The sequence below is a fragment of the Aestuariivirga litoralis genome, from assembly GCF_015714715.1.
GTDB classification, from domain to species: Bacteria; Pseudomonadota; Alphaproteobacteria; order Rhizobiales; family Aestuariivirgaceae; genus Aestuariivirga; species Aestuariivirga litoralis_A.
The window spans coordinates 1202309-1220134 of sequence record NZ_WAHS01000001.1; the positions used below are offsets into that span (position 1 = coordinate 1202309).

Consider the following 17826-nt stretch of genomic DNA (forward strand, 5'->3'; position numbering starts at 1 on the left):
ATTTGGAGTTTCGCCAGGGTGAACTTTTGATCCCTTCTATGGTCAATGACAGTGAGCGGCTGCATCTTGCCGCTTTTCCGCGGTGGCTGGGCTTTGCGGCCCTGTGCACGGGCATGGCCATGGCGATCCTGGACATCCAGGTGGTCGTCACCTCGCTTCCGGTCATCGAGCAGGCGCTGAATATCGGCGCGGACCAGATGAGCTGGGTTCAGACTTCTTATTTGATTGCTGAAGTGATCGCTATTCCGCTCACTGGCTTGCTCACACGTGTATTTGGCCTCAAGCGTTTGCTGCTTGCCGCGTTGCTCGCTTTCACGCTGGCATCGATTGCTTGTGCGTTTTCCAGCAATTTTATTGAACTGCTGGTGGCACGCTCGATCCAAGGTGCGGCTGGCGGCGTGCTGATCCCGATTGTGTTTTCGGCGATCTTCTTTCTCTTTCCTCCTGGCATCCAGCAATCGGTTGCCACCACGCTGGCAGCGTTCCTTGCCGTGCTGGCACCCACGCTTGGGCCTTTGATTGGCGGTTGGCTGACTGATCATTATTCATGGCACTGGCTTTTCCTGATCAATATTCCGCCAGGCATTTTAGCCATGTTTGCGGGCCTGTGGGCTTTGCCATTTGTGGCAAAGAGGATGGAACTCTTTAAAGGTCTGGATTGGCTTTCGCTCGTGCTGCTCGCGGTTGGACTGGCAGCACTGCTGATCGGGCTTAAATATGCACCGAAAGATGGCTGGCTGCATCCCCTCGTGCTGTTCTGGTTTGCGCTGTCGCTGGGGTCATTGTTCTGGCTGTGGCGGCGGCCCAATCCGGCCATCATGTTTCATCTGCTGGAAGACCGTTCGCTGTTCTTTGGCTGTGTGCTCAGTTTCATCATTGGCTTTGCGCTTTATGCCAATATCTATGTGATCCCGGTCTTCATGTCTTTCGTGCGCGGGCATACGCCGCTGGAAATCGGCATCACCACTTTGGTCATGGGCCTGTCGCAATTGTTCTTCGCGCCTTTTGCGGTGCAGATTGACCGCTGGTTCAATGCCCGTTGGCTGGCGGCGATCGGCTTTACCGCGTTCGGCATTGGCCTGTTCATGAATGCGCATCTGAATGTGAACTCTGACTATGACGCGTTTTTCTGGCCGCAGGTGCTGCGCGGCATCGCCTCCACCATGTGTGTGCTGCCACCGATCCGCATGGCGATGGCGCTTTTGCCGCTCGACAAGGTGAGCGAGGGCTCCGGACTCTTCAACGTGTCGCGCAATATTGGCGGTGCACTGGGGATTGCTGTTGTCGATACGCTGATTTTCTCGCGCACCCCCATTCATGCTGACCAGATCCTGGATTGGGTGAAGACTGCGCCGGACAAGGCGGCGGCCGCCATGCAGATTCCGGTGACAGATGTGCCTGCGCCCGATGATGCCATGGCCTTTATGGGGATCTCGGATTTGGTGCAGTCGGCCGCTCTCACCTTTTCGATCAACGAATCATGGATCCTGCTGGGGATTGTTTCGCTGGTGGCCCTGCCGGTGATTCTGTGGATGGGCCCGGTCAAAAGTGCCTTGCCGGTGCGCAAACTCAACCAGAACCCTGAGGTTTAGGGCCCGGCGCAACCTGTGGGACCCTTCGCGGCGCGCCACTATATTTTTGCATTCTGCCGCTTCCGGCTCTTGACGACAGAGTCAAGGCTCGCACCCCCTCCTCCACAAACAAACTTTGGCTGTGATTTTTAAGCGGAGAGTTCTTGAGCTTAAAGCCAGAATCGGATGAGTATGGACTTCACCGCAGGCTCGTATGGGCCGTTAACACAATATGTAGTGGTTAACCTTTCGTTTACACACTAAGTATTGACGTTTGAAGCGGCCTGCATTACCTTAGATTTCCAAGGTGTGCAGCGGGTTTTGCAGCGGTTTTTCCGCGAGAAAGCCCCGTTAGTGAAGACGCCACAGATACTTAAGGCGTCAACGCGTTGGGGGCGAGAACCTTCGCCAAACAGAAGAGTTGTCAAACACGGGGCTAGGCTACCCGTGCGTATTTTTGCGCGCGGGTGGAATTGGGCACATTTTATATCGGGACAAGGCAAATGCGGATTGAACGTTTCTACACCAAGGCAGGACAGGACGCTTACACAGGGCTGGATTTCCGCTCTGCGGTAAGTGAGATCAAGAACCCTGATGGCTCAATAGTATTTCGATTGGATGACATCGAAGTGCCATCGGCCTGGAGCCAGGTGGCGACCGACATTCTTGCACAGAAATATTTCCGCAAAGCCGGCGTGCCCGCCGCTTTGAAGAAGGTTGAAGAAACCTCGATCCCGTCGTGGCTGTGGCGTTCGGTGGCTGATGATGAAGCCATGAAGGACCTGCCCGCGAAAGAGCGCATCATTGGCGAACGTTCCGCCAAGCAGGTGTTCAACCGTCTGGCCGGCACCTGGACCTATTGGGGGGTGAAGGGCAAATACTTCAACACCGAAGAAGACGCGCGCGCCTTCTATGATGAAATGTGTTTCATGCTGGCCACCCAGCGCTGCGCGCCGAACAGCCCGCAATGGTTCAATACCGGCTTGCATTGGGCTTATGGCATCGACGGCCCGAGCCAGGGCCATCATTATGTTGATTTCGAAACCGGCAAGCTCACCAAGTCGAAGACGGCTTATGAGCATCCGCAGCCGCATGCCTGCTTCATCCAGTCCGTCTCAGACGATCTGGTGAATGAAGGCGGCATCATGGACCTGTGGGTGCGTGAAGCTCGTCTGTTCAAATACGGCTCCGGCACTGGTTCCAACTTCTCTTTCCTTCGCGGCGAAGGCGAAAAGCTTTCGGGCGGTGGCCGTTCGTCTGGCCTGATGAGCTTCCTCAAGATTGGTGACCGTGCTGCGGGCGCCATCAAGTCGGGCGGCACCACGCGCCGTGCGGCCAAGATGGTCGTCGTTGATGTCGATCATCCGGATATCGAAAACTATGTCGAGTGGAAGGTGAAGGAAGAGCAGAAGGTTGCTGCCCTCGTCACCGGTTCCAAGACGGTGAAGAAGCACCTCACCGCCATCATGAAGGCTTGCGTGAATTGCGAAGGCCCGGGCGGTGATTGCTACGAAATCGAAAAGAACCCGGCCCTCAAGCGTTCCGTCAAGGAAGCGCGTCGCGCCCAGGTTTCCGACAATTACATCAAGCGCGTCATCCAGTTCGCCAAGCAGGGCTATACTGAAATCGAGTTCGACACTTATGACTCGGATTGGGATGGCGAGGCTTACCGCACGGTGTCGGGCCAGAATTCCAACAATTCAGTCCGCGTGACCGATGACTTCCTGCGCGCTGTTGAACAAGACGGCGATTGGAACCTCACCGGCCGCATCACCGGCAAGGTGACCAAGACGTTGAAAGCCCGCGACCTGTGGGACAAGATCGGCCATGCGGCCTGGGCCTCGGCTGATCCGGGCATCCAGTTCCACACCACGATCAATGACTGGCACACTTGCATTGGTTCAGGCGAGATCCGTGCATCAAACCCCTGCTCCGAATATATGTTCCTGGACGATACGGCCTGCAACCTCGCCTCGCTGAACCTCCTGCAGTTCCGCGATGCGGATACTGGCAAGTTCAACATTGCCTCGTTCGAACATGCCACCCGCCTGTGGACGATGGTTTTGGAAGTCTCGGTTCTCATGGCGCAGTTCCCGTCCAAGGAAATTGCCCGCCTGTCTTATGAATACCGCACGCTCGGTCTGGGCTTTGCCAATATTGGCGGCCTGTTGATGAAGGCTGGTATTCCTTATGACAGCCATGAAGGCCGCGCCATTTGCGCTGCCATCTCGGCGATCATGACCGGCATTTCCTATGCCACCTCGGCTGAAATGGCCAAGGAACATGGCCCCTTTGCTGGCTTTGCCAAGAACCGCGAACACATGCTGCGCGTGATGCGCAACCATCGCCGCGCGGCTTATGGTGCTGCGGTTGGCTATGAAGGCCTGAATGTTGCTCCAGTGCCGCTGGACGACAATGACCTGACCGACAAGTCGCTGGCTGCTGCCGCCCGCAAGGCTTGGGACAAAGCCGTAGAACTGGGCGAAGCCCATGGCTACCGCAATGCGCAAGCCACCGTGGTTGCTCCGACCGGCACGATCGGCCTCGTCATGGATTGCGACACGACTGGCATCGAGCCTGATTTTGCTCTGGTGAAGTTCAAGAAGCTGGCCGGTGGCGGCTATTTCAAGATCATCAACCAGGCCGTGCCGGATGCTTTGCGCACGCTGGGCTACAATGCCGAACAGATCGAAGAGATCATCAATTACGCTGTGGGCCATGGCTCGCTGGCTGACTCGCCCGCACTCAACCATGCCCAACTGAAGTCCAAGGGCTTTGGCGATGCGGAAATTGCCAAGGTTGAAGCTGGTTTGGCGTCGGCCTTCGACATCAAGTTCGTGTTCAACAAGTTCGTGCTGGGCGAAGAGTTCTGCAAGAACGTCTTGAAGCTGTCGGATGATCAGCTCAATGATTTCAGCTTTGACCTGCTGGGCTCGCTGGGCTTCTCCAAGGCTGATGTTGACCGCGCAAATATCCATGTCTGCGGTGCGATGACACTGGAAGGCGCACCTGGCCTGAAGGAAGAACACCTGGCGGTTTTCGATTGCGCCAATCCTTGCGGACGTATCGGCAAGCGTTACCTGTCGGTGGAAAGCCACATCCGCATGATGGCTGCCGCGCAGCCCTTCATCTCGGGTGCGATTTCCAAGACCATCAACATGCCCAATGATGCTACAGTAGAAGAGTGCTCCGAGGCGTATATGCTGTCGTGGAAGCTGGCCATCAAGGCCAATGCTCTCTACCGCGATGGTTCCAAGCTCTCGCAGCCTTTGTCTTCGCAGCTCATCGCCGATAATGACGATGATGCGGATGATGCGGTGGACACGCTGGTCGCCAAGACCATCCCGAACCGGGTGGAAACTGTTGTCGAGCGCATCGTGGAACGCATCATTGAGCGTGAGCATGCGCGTGACAAACTTCCGGGCCGCCGCAAGGGCTATACCCAGAAGGCGATCGTGGGCGGGCACAAGGTTTACCTGCGCACCGGCGAATATGAAGACGGCAAGCTGGGCGAAATCTTCATCGACATGCACAAGGAGGGCGCTGCCCTTCGCGCCATGATGAACAATTTCGCCATCGCGATCTCCGTCGGCCTGCAATATGGCGTTCCGCTGGAAGAGTTCGTCGATGCCTTCACCTTCACCAAATTTGAGCCTGCGGGCATGGTGCAGGGCAATGACTCGATCAAGAACGCAACCTCGATCCTCGATTATGTGTTCCGCGAACTGGCTGTGTCCTATCTGGGCCGCCATGACCTGGCGCATGTCGAACCTTCGGAATTGCGCTTTGACTCGCTGGGCCGTGGTGAGAATCCTGAAGAAGCCCCGAAGCCAACCGCTGCTCCGGCCCAACGCTTTGTTTCGACCGGCTTTGTGCGCCGGCAGAACATGGCCAATGTGGTGGTGATGCCGCAAGGTGCGATGGGCCAGGGTGGCTCACCCGCCCATGCCTTGCAGATGCGCGCAGCTGAGCATGTTTCAGCAGCACCCGTCATGGTGCATGGCGCATTGGCGGAAGCCCCTGCTCCGGTGATCACTTCGGCACTTGCTTACGAGCCTGCCAAGCCGGTGAAAGCCATGGATGCGCGGATGGAAGCACGCCTCAAGGGCTATGAAGGCGAAAGCTGCTCGGAATGCGGTAATTTCACCATGGTGCGCAACGGCACCTGCCTGAAATGCGACACCTGCGGTTCGACGAGCGGTTGCTCGTAAGCGTCTCTTACTAAAAGTTGCAAAGGCCGGGAGACATCCCGGCCTTTTGATTTTGAAGCGCTGCATGATAACCTCGGATGGAGATGATCCGAAAAACGAAAGCACGAGAGAAGGCCATCACGGGCATTCCCCGCATCATCCATCAAACCTGGAAAACGCGTGACCTTTCCCAAACGAAGGGTGACGTGAAAAGTTGGCGACGCCTCAACCCGGACTGGGATTACAGGTTCTGGACCGACGCCGATCTTGAAAATTTCATGCAGGCCGAATTTCCGGAACTGATGGAGATCTACCGCGGCTATCCCAACCCTGTGCAGCGGGCCGATCTTGCCCGCTACTGCCTGCTGAGGCGTTTCGGCGGCGTCTATGCCGACATCGACACCATTTGCCTCGCTTCGCTTGAGCCATTGGCTGGCGAGACACGCATTGTTGTGTGTGAAGAGCCGCCTGAACACGCCAAGGGCGCCAAAAGGCGCGGCCTTCCCTTCCTCCTCTTCAACGGCACCATGGCGAGCCCTGCGCAACATCCCTTCTGGGATGATGTCATTGCCAAATGCGTCGCCATGTATCCGCGCAAAAATATAGAGGTGTTGGACAACACCGGGCCATTCCTGATGACGGCGGCGATTGTACAATGGCCTGACCAGCAGCAGTTCTCGATCAATTCCTGTCATCTCTTTGCACCGGTGAACTCACATCACTGGAAATCCAAGGCCAGGCTTTATGGAGACCATAGCCATCTGCGGCTTTCGGAACATCTTTGGCAGGGCAGCTGGTTTGAACCGTGGAAGAGGCGCCCGCTTCCCATCGCCATTGCTCGTGCGATGCGCAACGCGATCAGCACTTTATATCAAAGACGCGGCGAGACGCTGGCGCGTATCAAATCCCGCATCGATCTGGAGCTTTTATCAAAACCATTGGCAAACAAGAAAAAACCGTCCGTCACCATCCTCATTCCGGTGCGCGATGGAGAAGCATATCTTCCGCATTGCTTTGCAGCCCTGCTCAGTCTCGATTATCCGCGCCAGAACTTGCGCATTCTCTTCGGAAACGGGGACAGCCAAGATGGCACTGCGAAGCTCATCCAGGACTTTATCGCCACGCAAGGCTCCTCCTTCTGTGAAGTGGCGTTGATCAACATTACAAAAAATGCACCCCGCCTGGCGCGTAACGTGCGGTGGAAAGCAAAATACCAACTCAAGCGCCGCGCCGGCTTGGCTTTGGCACGCAACGAACTGCTGGCTGCAGGACTTTCACGCAATGCCGACTGGTTTTTGTGGATTGATTCCGATGTGGAGCACTATCCAGCTTCCGTGCTGCGCGATCTCCTCGCTCTACGCGAAAAGATTGTGGCTCCGCATTGCGTGAAGGAGGCAAATGGCGAGACTTTTGATCTCAACACATTTCTATATGCCGTCGATCCGAAAGCTGAAGAATTACGGCCGCATCTTTCCTACGGCCTTTATCAACCTCCCAAGAATCACTGGGTCAGACGTCATTTGCAGGATTTGCGCTATCTTCAGCGCGTACCATTGCACGGTGTAGGCGGTACGATGCTCCTGGTGGATGCGAATGTGCACCGTGCCGGCGTTGTTTTTCCAGCAACGCCCTATCGTTTCCTCATTGAGACGGAAGCCTTCGGCCTGCTAGCGCGAGATCTCGGCGTCGTGCCCGTCGGCGTGCCCAATATCGAGATCATTCATCCCGACAGGTGACGCGATTGAGGCCTCAATCACCACGACAGAGCTTGCCCAAAACCTGCAAAATCACTCTGTTGTGGACTTCGATGCAAATATTTTTGGACGAAGCATAGATGCAATGCCCGCTTCGAGCGCCCCAGTGGAGACGTTTCCTGCTTAATCAGTATACTGATCAATTCGATTTTCCGCCGTTTTATAAGGATATTTTGAATTTTGAAATTGATCCGTCTACGGACGATACTTTCAACCGCCAATTCATTTGTATTTTGTTAACCGCGCTGCGGCCATACACAACATATGGTTCGACATATTGCCGAATCACACAATGAGGTTCACAAGAACCAATCAGTTACGGGTGGAAATAAAAAAATAAATTTGTTGAAGCCTGTTCCTGTCAGTCGGGCCCGCGTTGTGGGGCATAACAAATCAATTTTGGAGAACACCACTATGGCTGCTAAGAAAGCTGCAAAGAAGACCGCCAAGAAGGCCGCTAAGAAGGTCGCTAAGAAGGCCAAGAAGAAGTAACTCACTTCTTCTTCAGTTTCAAAACTGAATCAAACCCCAGTCGGCCCTCGCCACTGGGGTTTATTGTTTTTGGGGTTTATTGTTGTGAAGACGCCTTACTGAAGAACGATGACCTTGGCGCCGATCTTCACGCGGTCATAAAGGTCGATCACATCGGCATTCATCATGCGGATGCAGCCAGAAGAAACCTCGCCGCCAATTGATGCTTCATTGTTGGTGCCATGGATGCGGTACATGCGCCCGCCCAGATACATGGCACGCGCGCCCAAGGGATTGCCCGGACCGCCATCCATATGCGGTGGAATGATGTGGCCCTTCTTGGCTTCACGCGCGATCATTTCAGCAGGCGGTGTCCAACCCGGCCATTCGGCCTTGGCTGCTACTTTCGACGTGCCGCTCCACTGGAACCCCTCGCGGCCTACGCCCACTGCATATTTCAGCGCCGTGCCATCGCCCTGTACATAATAGAGTGCGCGTTCAGGCGTGCGCACGATGATGGTGCCGGGTTTATATTTTGTATCGGTCCACTCCACCGTTTCGCGGCGCGATAGGCCGGAGAGTACGGGCTGATCAGGCGATTGTGAGGCCACTTGCGGCTGGGCTTGCGGTGCGTAGCCACCCGGCGGCTCCAATCCGCGGTGCCTGCCATTGAAGAGGCAGCCGAAGAAATCGGCGCATTGGCCCGGCCGGTTCTGCGCGGCCTCGGCAGGCAAGATGGAAGTGAAAGCCAGAGCGGCTGCAGCGGCAAACAGGAAAACTTTACGCATGATACGGACCTCGCGAGAAGCCCGCATCATTCAGCGTAAAACTTAATCCGCATTTACCTTCGTCGTTTTAGCTTCCGGTAAGTTTAACCGAATGTGAAGTTCACGCAGCTGCTTCGGGGTCGGATCAGACGGTGCGCCCATCAGCAAGTCTTGCGCCTGCTGGTTCATCGGGAACAAAGTAATCTCGCGCAGATTGGTGGCGCCGACGAGCAGCATCACCAAGCGGTCCACACCAAAGGCCATGCCGCCATGCGGCGGTGCGCCATATTGGAAGGCGCGGTACATGCCGCCGAATTGTTCTTCCACTTCGGCCTTGCTCTTGCCCGTCAGTTCGAAGGCTTTGACCATGGTATCTGGTGAATGGTTACGGATCGAGCCTGAGGCAATCTCATAGCCATTGCACACCATGTCGTACTGGAAGGCCTTGATGGTCAGCGGGTCCTGGCTGTTCAGCGCGTCGATCCCGCCTTGCGGCATCGAGAATGGGTTATGCGCGAAATCCACCCGCTTTTCTTCCTCGCTCCATTCATAGAAGGGGAAATCCACAATCCAGGCGAAAGCGAATTCGTTTTCGTTGACGAGGTTCAGCTCCTTGCCCACCAAAATGCGCGCGTCGCCGGCGAAGCGGTAGAACTTCTCCGGGCGGCCAGCCACGAAGAAGCAGGCATCGCCAACGCCAAGGCCCATCTGCTTCTTGATGGCTTCAGTGCGTTCGGGTCCGATATTCTTGGCGATGGGGCCAGCGCCGCCTTCTTCGCCGTCACGCCAGAACACATAGCCGAGGCCGGGCTGGCCTTGGGTCTGCGCCCAGCCATTCATCCGGTCGCAAAATGCGCGGCTGCCGCCCTTGGGTGCGGGCAGCGCCCAGATTTCGACCTTCGGATCATTGGCGATCATGCCGGCGAAAACCTTGAAACCGGAGCCGGCAAAATGCTCGGTGACCGCCTGCATTTCGAGCGGGTTGCGCAGGTCGGGCTTGTCGGAGCCGTATTTGCGGATGGCTTCGCTGTGCGGAATGCGCGGCACTGAAGCGCGCACGCTCTTGGTGCCCTTGAAGGTGTTGAACACGTCGAGGATCACGGGCTCCATGGTGGCGAAGAGATCATCCTGCGTCACGAAGCTCATTTCAAGATCGAGCTGATAGAACTCGCCCGGCAAGCGGTCGGCGCGCGGGTCTTCATCTCGGAAGCATGGGGCGATCTGGAAATATTTGTCGAAGCCAGCCACCATCATCAGCTGCTTGTATTGCTGTGGGGCCTGCGGCAGGGCGAAGAACTTGCCGGGGTGAATGCGCGACGGCACTAGGAAGTCGCGTGCGCCTTCAGGCGATGATGCCGTGAGGATCGGGGTTGAAAATTCGTTGAAGCCGATGCCGTTCATCTTATTGCGCAAGGCGGCGACTACCTTGGTGCGCGTCATGATGTTCTTGTGCAGCGTTTCGCGGCGCAGATCGAGGAAGCGGTATTTGAGGCGGGTGTCTTCCGGATAATCCGGCTCGCCGAATACCGGCAGCGGCAATTCGGCTGCCTGGCCCAGCACTTCGATCTCGGTGGCATAGACTTCGATCAGGCCCGTTGGCATGTCCTTGTTTTCGGTGCCGGCGGGGCGCGCGCGCACGCTGCCATCCACGCGGATCACCCATTCGGAACGCACTTTTTCAGCGGCCTTAAAGCAGGCTGAATCCGGATCGGCCACCACCTGGGTGATGCCGTAATGGTCGCGCAGGTCGATGAACAGCACGCCGCCATGGTCGCGCACGCGGTGCACCCAGCCCGAAATGCGGGTGGTGCCATTCGCATCGGTGTCGCGAAGCTGGCCGCAGGTGTGGCTGCGATAGGCGTGAGTCATCGTCAAAGTCCTCAGATTTTGGCGCTAAAGGCCACGGATGTGGCGGTTTGTCAAGAAAGGGCCAAAAGGCCCTTCTTCAGCCGTTCCAGCGCTTTTTCGATATCGGCTTCGCTGGCGGCGAAGGACAGGCGGATCGAGGCGGGGGAACCGAAGGCCGTGCCGGGCACCACCGTAACGCCCTGCTCTTCCAGCAGCCAATCACAGAGCTGGTCCGTCGTGTCGATTACATGATTGCCGGCCTTCTTGCCGAGGAAGGACGAGACATCCGGGAAGGCATAGAAGGTGCCGGGGATGGGGCCGATTGTGACGCCGGGAATGGCCTTCAAACCAGCCAGCACCATGTCGCGGCGCTTTTGATAGGCCTTGCGCATCATTTCCACATCGTCGCGATGGCCCTTGAGGGCGGCGACGGCGGCGTGCTGCACGAAGGAATTGGCACCCGCACTGACGATGGATTGCATGCGGCCCATCGCAACGGCGACGGGCAGCGGTGCTGCCGCATAACCCAGGCGCCAGCCGGTCATGGCGAAGCCCTTGGAAAAACCGTTGAGCGTGATGGTGCGTTCAAGCATGCCGGGCAAGGAGCCGAAGCTGACATTCTCGCCTTCAAAAAGGATGTATTCGTAGATCTCGTCCGACAGCACCATCAGCTTCGGGTGCTTGCGCACCAGTTCGGCCAGTGCCTCAAGCTCTTTGCGCGTCCAGACGGCACCCGTGGGATTCGAAGGTGAGTTGAGGAAGATCAGCTTGGTGGCGGGCGTTATGGCGGCGGCGATGCGCTCAATCGGCGGCTTGTAGTTCTCCGCCACCGAAGCGGTGACGAAGACGCATTTGCCGCCGGCGAATTTCATGCTGGCTTCATAGGCCACCCAGTAAGGGGCCATGATGATGGCTTCGTCGCCGGGCTCTATCAGCGCCAGCAGCGCATTGTTGATGGCCTGCTTGGTGCCGTTGGCCAGCACGATGTTGGCGGGTTTGTAATCCAGCTTGTTTTCCACCCGCAGCTTTTCAGCCAAGGCCTCGCGCAGTTCCGGAATGCCAGCCACGGGCGCATAGTGGGTGAGACCCTTGTCCATCGCCTGCTTGGCTGCGTCGCGGATGTTTTCCGGCGTGTCAAAATCCGGCTCGCCCAGCGAAAGCGATACCACGTCATGGCCCTTGGTGCGCATCTCGCGGGTGCGCTGGGACAGGCGGATAATGGCGCCCTCGTCGGCCGCATTGGCACGAGACGAAAGAAGGGCGGAAGCGTCAAATTTCGAAGCGTTTTCAGTCATGGTTCCCCTATGCCATCTTCTGCTTGCGCCGCCAAGTCTGAGAGGCTTAAAGCCGCGTCATGAAGCTGACTCGCGTTGTTCTCATTGTTCCTCTTTTCCTGGCCGCTTGTTCGCAGGACCCGTCGGGGGTGCGCCTCACGCGCGATTCCGTGCCGCAGGATGTGAAGGTGAATGCGCGGGTTGAACCGGTCTTCTATAACGGCAAAACCTATCAGGTGAGCATTACGCCTTCGGGCGATGGCGCGATGAATCTCAGCATCGCGGGCATGAGTGCCGGCCAAGGCAAGGATGCCACGGCAATGTCGTCTTCCGTGCTGCATCACTTCGCCTGCAAGGACAGCCAGAAGGCGATGATGAGCGGCCCTGCCACATTCGATGGTGGCGCCTGGAAGACCAGCGGCCGCTGCGGGTAATCCAACCCAGCTGAGCAAACTCCACGCAACCCTTGCTTTTTCTGCATGCCGGGCATGCTGATGTTGGTTAACGATAAATGAAGGCGGGCATTGTCGCTCCTGCGCGGCGGTGCTTATCTTATGGCCATGCTGGTACATGGCATCCTCAAGAAGCTCATCGCCCGGGGCGACCTGACCTTGACCGATTGGAAGGGGCGCCAGTCGCATTATGGCGACGGCACGGGCCCCAAAGTCCATATCGAAATCACCTCTGCCTCCGCCGCGCGCAAGATAGGTCTCGACCCTGATCAGTATCTCGGCGAAGCGTTTACCTCGGGTGAATTCAAGATGCGGCGTGGGCGCATTTATGATTTCCTGGCGATCGCGCTGGAGAATATGGGGGCCAGTTCTGCTACGATGGGCAAGACCCATTTCATGCACAATTTGCTTTACAAAAGCCGCATCGCGCTGCGCCGTTTGGACCAGCGCAATTCGCTGACACGCTCGCGGCACAATGTGCACAGCCATTATGACCTTTCGGGCGAGCTTTATGACCTGTTCCTCGACAAGGACCGGCAATATTCCTGCGCCTATTTCGAGAGTGACGATCAGACGCTCGAGGAAGCGCAGCTGGCCAAGAAGCGCCACATCGCCGCCAAGATGAATATCAAGCCCGGCATGAAAATCCTCGACATTGGCTCGGGCTGGGGCGGGATGGGGCTTTATCTCGCCGAGATGTATGGTGCGGATGTTACCGGTGTGACCCTATCGGATGAGCAATTCGCTCTCTCGAATGCGCGCGCCAAAGACCGCGGGCTGGCCCACCGGGTGCGCTTCCTGCTGGAGGACTACCGCACGCTGACGCAGAAGTTTGACCGCATCGTTTCGGTGGGCATGTTCGAGCATGTGGGCGTGGGGCACTTCCCGGAATTCTTCAAGAAATGCTCCGAGCTGTTGAAGCCGGATGGCACCATGCTGCTGCATTCCATCGGGCGCTCGGATGGGCCGGGGGCCACCAGTGCCTGGACCAAGAAATACATTTTCCCGGGCGGCTATATCCCTGCCCTTTCCGAAGTGATGCCGCAGCTTGAGCGGCATGGGCTTTACGTCACCGATATTGAAATCCTGCGCTTGCATTATGCCAAGACGCTGCGGCACTGGCTAGACCGATTCATGGCCAACCGCGACAAAGCCGCAGCGCTGTATGACGAGCGGTTCTGCCGGTTGTGGGAGTTCTATCTGGCGTCGTCGGAAACGGCTTTCCGGTTCCTCGGCATGAACAATTTCCAGATCCAGTTCGGCCGTGACCAGCACTATTTGCCCTTCACCCGCGATTACATCATGGCGGAAGAAGCGCGGCTGCGCTTACTGGAGGCGAAGTCGAAATACTATAATGCCAAGGCCATCATGCCACCCGTGGCCGAAGCGCCGCGTAAACGCATCGCACTCAAACCGCACCGCAAACTTGAAACAGCCTGATCATCACACTTACGTGTTCGGCGGAACATGCAAGCCCACCCTCGCGTTATAGCGTGATTGGGTGGGCTGATGATCTGGAAAAATGTACTTAAAAAACTGATTAAGAAGGGTGATCTGACGGTCACCGACTGGAATGGCCGGATTTCGAAATTCGGCAATGGCGGCGCCCCCAAATCCCATGTGAAATTTGGGTCTCTCACCGCCACGACGAAAGCAGCACTCGATCCCGACCTGCGCCTTGGCGAAGCCTATATGTCCGGCGATCTCGAAATTCTGTACGGCACGCTTTATGACTTTCTGGAATTGATCCTGATCAATACCGGCAATGGCATGCGCAATGTGAATGGCACAACGCTCATGCACAAGATGGCCTATCAGGCGCGCATCGCAGGCCGCAAGCTGACCCAGCACAATATCAAAATACGCTCGCGGAAAAATGTGCAGGTTCACTACGATCTTTCCGGAAAGCTCTATGACCTGTTTCTTGACAAGGACAAGCAATATTCCTGCGCCTATTTCGAGAATGACACCGCCACGCTTGAACAGGCGCAGCTCGCCAAGAAGCGCCACATCGCAGCGAAGCTTGATATCAAGCCCGGCATGAAAATCCTCGACATTGGCTCTGGCTGGGGCGGCATGGGGTTTTATCTGGCGGAAATGTATGGTGCCGATGTCACCGGTGTCACGTTATCGGATGAGCAAGTAGGCGATGCTAATGCGCAAGCCAAGGCGCTGGGCGTTTCAGACCGCGTGCGCTTCCTTTTGGAAGACTACCGGGCGCTTGACCAGAAGTTTGACCGGATCGTGTCTGTCGGCATGTTCGAGCATGTGGGCGTGGGCCACTTTGCCGAGTTCTTCAAGAAAGTTTCGCATCTACTGAAGCCCGATGGCACGGCACTTCTGCATTCCATCAACCGCGCAGATGGGCCGGGAGCAACGGGCGCGTGGATGAATAAATACATCTTCCCCGGTGGCTATGCGCCTGCCCTCTCTGAAGTGATTCCGCATCTCGAACGCAACGATCTTTATGTGACCGACATTGAGATCCTGCGTACACATTATGCCCGGACGTTGCGGGAGTGGACGACTCGCTTCATGGCGCACCGGGAAGAAGCCAAGGCGCTCTATGACGAGCGCTTCTGCCGGATGTGGGAATTTTACCTCGTCGGTGCCGAGCTTACTTTTCGTTACATGAGCGCCAATAATTTCCAGATCCAGTTCGGGCATGACCAGCATTTCCTGCCCGTCACCCGCGACTATATGGTGGCCGAGGAAGCCCGTTTGAGGAAACTTGAACGCAAGTCGCCTCAATACAAGTCCATAGTCTAAAAGCTGAATCACCCGCTTGATGATTGATCTTGGCAGTGCTTTAAGCACGCCATGATTTTGAACAATGTCCTCAAAAAGCTGGTCAAGACCGGCGACCTCACCGTCACTGACTGGAAGGGCCGCGTAGCCCATTATGGCGACGGCACCAAGCCCAAAAGCCATGTGAAATTCAACAGTTTCGGCGGCGCGATGAAGATCGCCATGGACCCTGATCTGCAGCTGGGCGAAGCCTACATGTCAGGCGACCTCCAGGTGCTGGAAGGTTCGCTCTACGATTTCCTTGAGCTGCTGCTGATCAATACCGGCAACGGTTCGCGCAACATCAATGGCACTACGCTGGTACACAAGTTGGCTTATGGTGCGCGCGTGGCCACAAGGCGCATCACCCAGCGCAATACCGAGACGCGCGCCAAGAAGAACACGCAAGTTCACTATGATCTTTCGGGTGATCTCTACGAATTGTTCCTGGACAAAGACAAGCAATATACTTGCGCCTATTTTGAGAATGACAAGTCCACGCTGGAAGATGCGCAGCTGGCCAAGAAGCGCCATGTGGCGGCCAAGCTGGACATCAAGCCCGGCATGACGGTGCTGGATATCGGCTGCGGCTGGGGCGGGCTGGGGCTTTATCTCGCAGAAGTTTGCGGAGCCAAGGTGACCGGCGTTACGCTGTCTGAAGAACAACAGGCTGTCGCAGTGGCGCGTTCAAAAGAGCGCGGCATGGAAAAGACTGCACAGTTCAAATTGATGGACTACCGGCACGTTACCGAGAAGTTTGACCGTATCGTTTCCGTCGGCATGTTTGAGGCTGTGGGCATTGGGCATTTTGAAGAGTTCTTCAAGAAATGCTCCGAGCTGTTGAAGCCCAATGGCACAGTGCTGATCCACTCCATCAACCGGGCCGACGGGCCGGGTGCTACCGGCGCGTGGATCAACAAATATATTTTCCCGGGCGGCTACATCCCCGCCCTTTCGGAAGTGATTCCGCATCTGGAGCGCCACGGGCTTTACATCACCGACATTGAAATTTTGCGCATGCATTACGCACGCACGCTGCGCGAATGGACCAAGCGCTTCATGGCCAATTGGGACAAGGCCAAGGCGCTGTATGATGAGCGCTTCTGCCGGATGTGGGAATTCTATCTGGTCAGTTCAGAACTTTCGTTCCGCTATATCAGCATGAACAATTTCCAGATTCAGTTTGCGCATGATCAGCACTATCTGCCGATCACTCGTGATTACATGATCGCCGAGGAAGCCAGGCTGGCCAAGATCGAGGCCAAGTCAAAGCATTATAATGCCAAGGCGATTTATCCGGATCCGGTGAAGCCGGTGAAGAAGGCAGCGAAGAAGAAGCGCTAGTTAAACTTCCGGTCGATCCAGTCGCGACTGCGGAAATAGGCGCCGAGCAGCGGCAGGAACCAGGTGTTGCCCGTGTAAAGCGGATGCGTGGGGAATTCGTCCCTGTCGTAAGCGCAGATTCGGTTGCTCTTGCGCAGGATTTTCAGACCGGTCTGGTGGCCGAGATAACTCAGCATGGCGATGCCGGAGCCATTGCAGGCCAGCGCATAGTGCATGCCCCTGAGCTTGCCCATGTGAGACATTTCATCGAGGCCGAAAGCCACATTGCCAGTCCATGAATGGGTGATTTTGGTGCCCTTCAATTGCGGATATCGGTCAATCATGAATTGATAGAGCAAGGGTGCTGTTTCGCGCGGATCAGTGAAGCCGAACTTCGCCCTACCTCCAAAGATCAGCCGCTTTCCATCGGGTGACAAGCGATAATAAGTCAGCACGCGGCGGCTATCTGCAAAGGAGCGGTTCTTGGGTGACAGCGATGCCGCGAGATCAGGCGAAAGTTCCTCGGTGGCGATGATGTAAGAGCCGATGGGAACCACGCGGCGTTTGAATTCCGGCGTGGCGTTGCCAGTATAGCCATTGGTGCACACAATCACGTCGCGGCAGCGCAATTCGCCGCGCGAGGTTTTCAGCGTCCAGCTTTCATCGGCATTCTGGCTCATGGATTCGAGCGCCGTCTTCGCCGCGATTTTCACACCGGCCTTGGTTGCGAGATCGAGCAGGCCCTTGAAATAGAGTGCGGGATGCAAATGCGCGGCGCGCTCCACCACCATGCCGCCATGATAGTAATCAGAACCAATCTGCTCGCGCTGCTGTTCACGTGGCACGACATAAGAGCCCGAGCCGGCCTCGGCGTTGAGCAGCGCAACCTTCTTCGCCATGTTCTTGTAATGCGCTTCGCACCAGGCGCCCTGGAAGGTGCCCATCTTGTGCCAGCCGCAATCGATCTTGTGCTGCGCAATCAGGTTTTCAACATGTGCGAATGCATCCGATGCGTCGTTGAGGAAGGGTACGGCCTCTTCGTCGCTCATGGCCTTGGTGAAATAGCGCTTGCCGACATTCACACCACCCGAAACCATACCGCCGGAACGGGTGGAAGCGCCGAAGCCGGGCTCGGCGGCATCCAGCACCAGCACATCAACCCCGCCCTTGGCCAATTCGAGGGCCGCACTCAGGCCCGCATAGCCAGCGCCGATCACAGCCACAGACACGTCCTTAGGAAGCGCTGTTTCGGGCAGACTTTGGGGCTTGTAGGCCTCCCACCAGAAGGGTTGCAGTTTGAAATCACTATGAAAAATGTTTTGCATGGCCGACACGAGTGAAAACCGTCCGTATTTCTTGCCCAAGGATGACATAAGGTTTATGGGAGTG

General features: G+C 56.7%; 11 protein-coding genes. 7 read left to right on the forward strand and 4 right to left on the reverse strand.

Features of this window, described 5'->3' with window-relative positions:
• Positions 1-38: 38 nt before the first annotated feature.
• The 3 genes from F8B91_RS06285 to F8B91_RS06295 all read left to right on the forward strand — a co-directional run bounded on the left by F8B91_RS06285 (position 39) and on the right by F8B91_RS06295 (position 7497).
• Positions 39-1592, forward strand: coding sequence for a DHA2 family efflux MFS transporter permease subunit (locus F8B91_RS06285; protein WP_196502829.1), 1554 nt, complete (start codon positions 39-41; stop codon positions 1590-1592).
• Positions 1593-2074: 482 nt separating this feature from the next.
• Complete coding sequence (locus F8B91_RS06290; protein ID WP_196502830.1) at positions 2075-5782, forward strand: vitamin B12-dependent ribonucleotide reductase; 3708 nt, start codon at positions 2075-2077, stop codon at positions 5780-5782.
• 185 nt (positions 5783-5967) lie between these two features.
• Entirely contained in the window at positions 5968-7497 is a 1530-nt protein-coding gene (locus tag F8B91_RS06295) for a glycosyltransferase (RefSeq protein ID WP_196502831.1), read from the forward strand.
• 605 nt (positions 7498-8102) lie between these two features.
• Here F8B91_RS06295 and F8B91_RS06300 read toward each other — a convergent pair.
• Genes F8B91_RS06300 through F8B91_RS06310 form a run of 3 tightly spaced genes read right to left on the reverse strand, consistent with a single transcriptional unit; the run spans position 8103 to position 11896 of the window.
• Complete coding sequence (locus tag F8B91_RS06300) at positions 8103-8774, reverse strand: L,D-transpeptidase (RefSeq protein WP_196502832.1); 672 nt, start codon at positions 8772-8774, stop codon at positions 8103-8105.
• A 42-nt stretch (positions 8775-8816) separates the two neighbouring features.
• The gene (aspS, locus tag F8B91_RS06305; protein ID WP_196502833.1) at positions 8817-10622 is read right to left on the reverse strand and encodes an aspartate--tRNA ligase; all 1806 of its coding nucleotides are present in this window, start codon (positions 10620-10622) and stop codon (positions 8817-8819) included.
• A 50-nt stretch (positions 10623-10672) separates the two neighbouring features.
• Positions 10673-11896: a pyridoxal phosphate-dependent aminotransferase gene (locus tag F8B91_RS06310; RefSeq protein WP_196502834.1), complete on the reverse strand. Its 1224-nt coding sequence runs from the start codon at positions 11894-11896 to the stop codon at positions 10673-10675.
• A 59-nt stretch (positions 11897-11955) separates the two neighbouring features.
• Here F8B91_RS06310 and F8B91_RS06315 point away from each other — a divergent pair, with 59 nt between their 5' ends.
• The 4 genes from F8B91_RS06315 (at position 11956) to F8B91_RS06330 (ending at position 16458) form a co-directional block, all read left to right on the forward strand.
• Positions 11956-12309: a hypothetical protein gene (locus tag F8B91_RS06315; protein WP_196502835.1), complete on the forward strand. Its 354-nt coding sequence runs from the start codon at positions 11956-11958 to the stop codon at positions 12307-12309.
• 120 nt (positions 12310-12429) lie between these two features.
• Entirely contained in the window at positions 12430-13767 is a 1338-nt protein-coding gene (locus F8B91_RS06320) for an SAM-dependent methyltransferase (protein ID WP_196503908.1), read from the forward strand.
• Between the two features lie 69 nt (positions 13768-13836).
• A complete protein-coding gene (locus tag F8B91_RS06325; RefSeq protein ID WP_196502836.1) occupies positions 13837-15096 on the forward strand; it encodes an SAM-dependent methyltransferase in 1260 nt (419 codons plus the stop codon).
• Between the two features lie 51 nt (positions 15097-15147).
• Positions 15148-16458 carry an SAM-dependent methyltransferase gene (locus F8B91_RS06330; RefSeq protein WP_196502837.1) on the forward strand — a complete coding sequence of 437 codons (1311 nt, stop codon included), beginning with the start codon at positions 15148-15150 and terminating at the stop codon, positions 16456-16458.
• On the opposite strand, the gene F8B91_RS06335 is transcribed toward F8B91_RS06330, so the two are convergent.
• The gene (locus tag F8B91_RS06335; protein WP_196502838.1) at positions 16455-17762 is read right to left on the reverse strand and encodes an NAD(P)/FAD-dependent oxidoreductase; all 1308 of its coding nucleotides are present in this window, start codon (positions 17760-17762) and stop codon (positions 16455-16457) included. The two genes, F8B91_RS06330 and F8B91_RS06335, sit on opposite strands and share 4 nt — an antisense overlap.
• Positions 17763-17826: the final 64 nt, after the last annotated feature.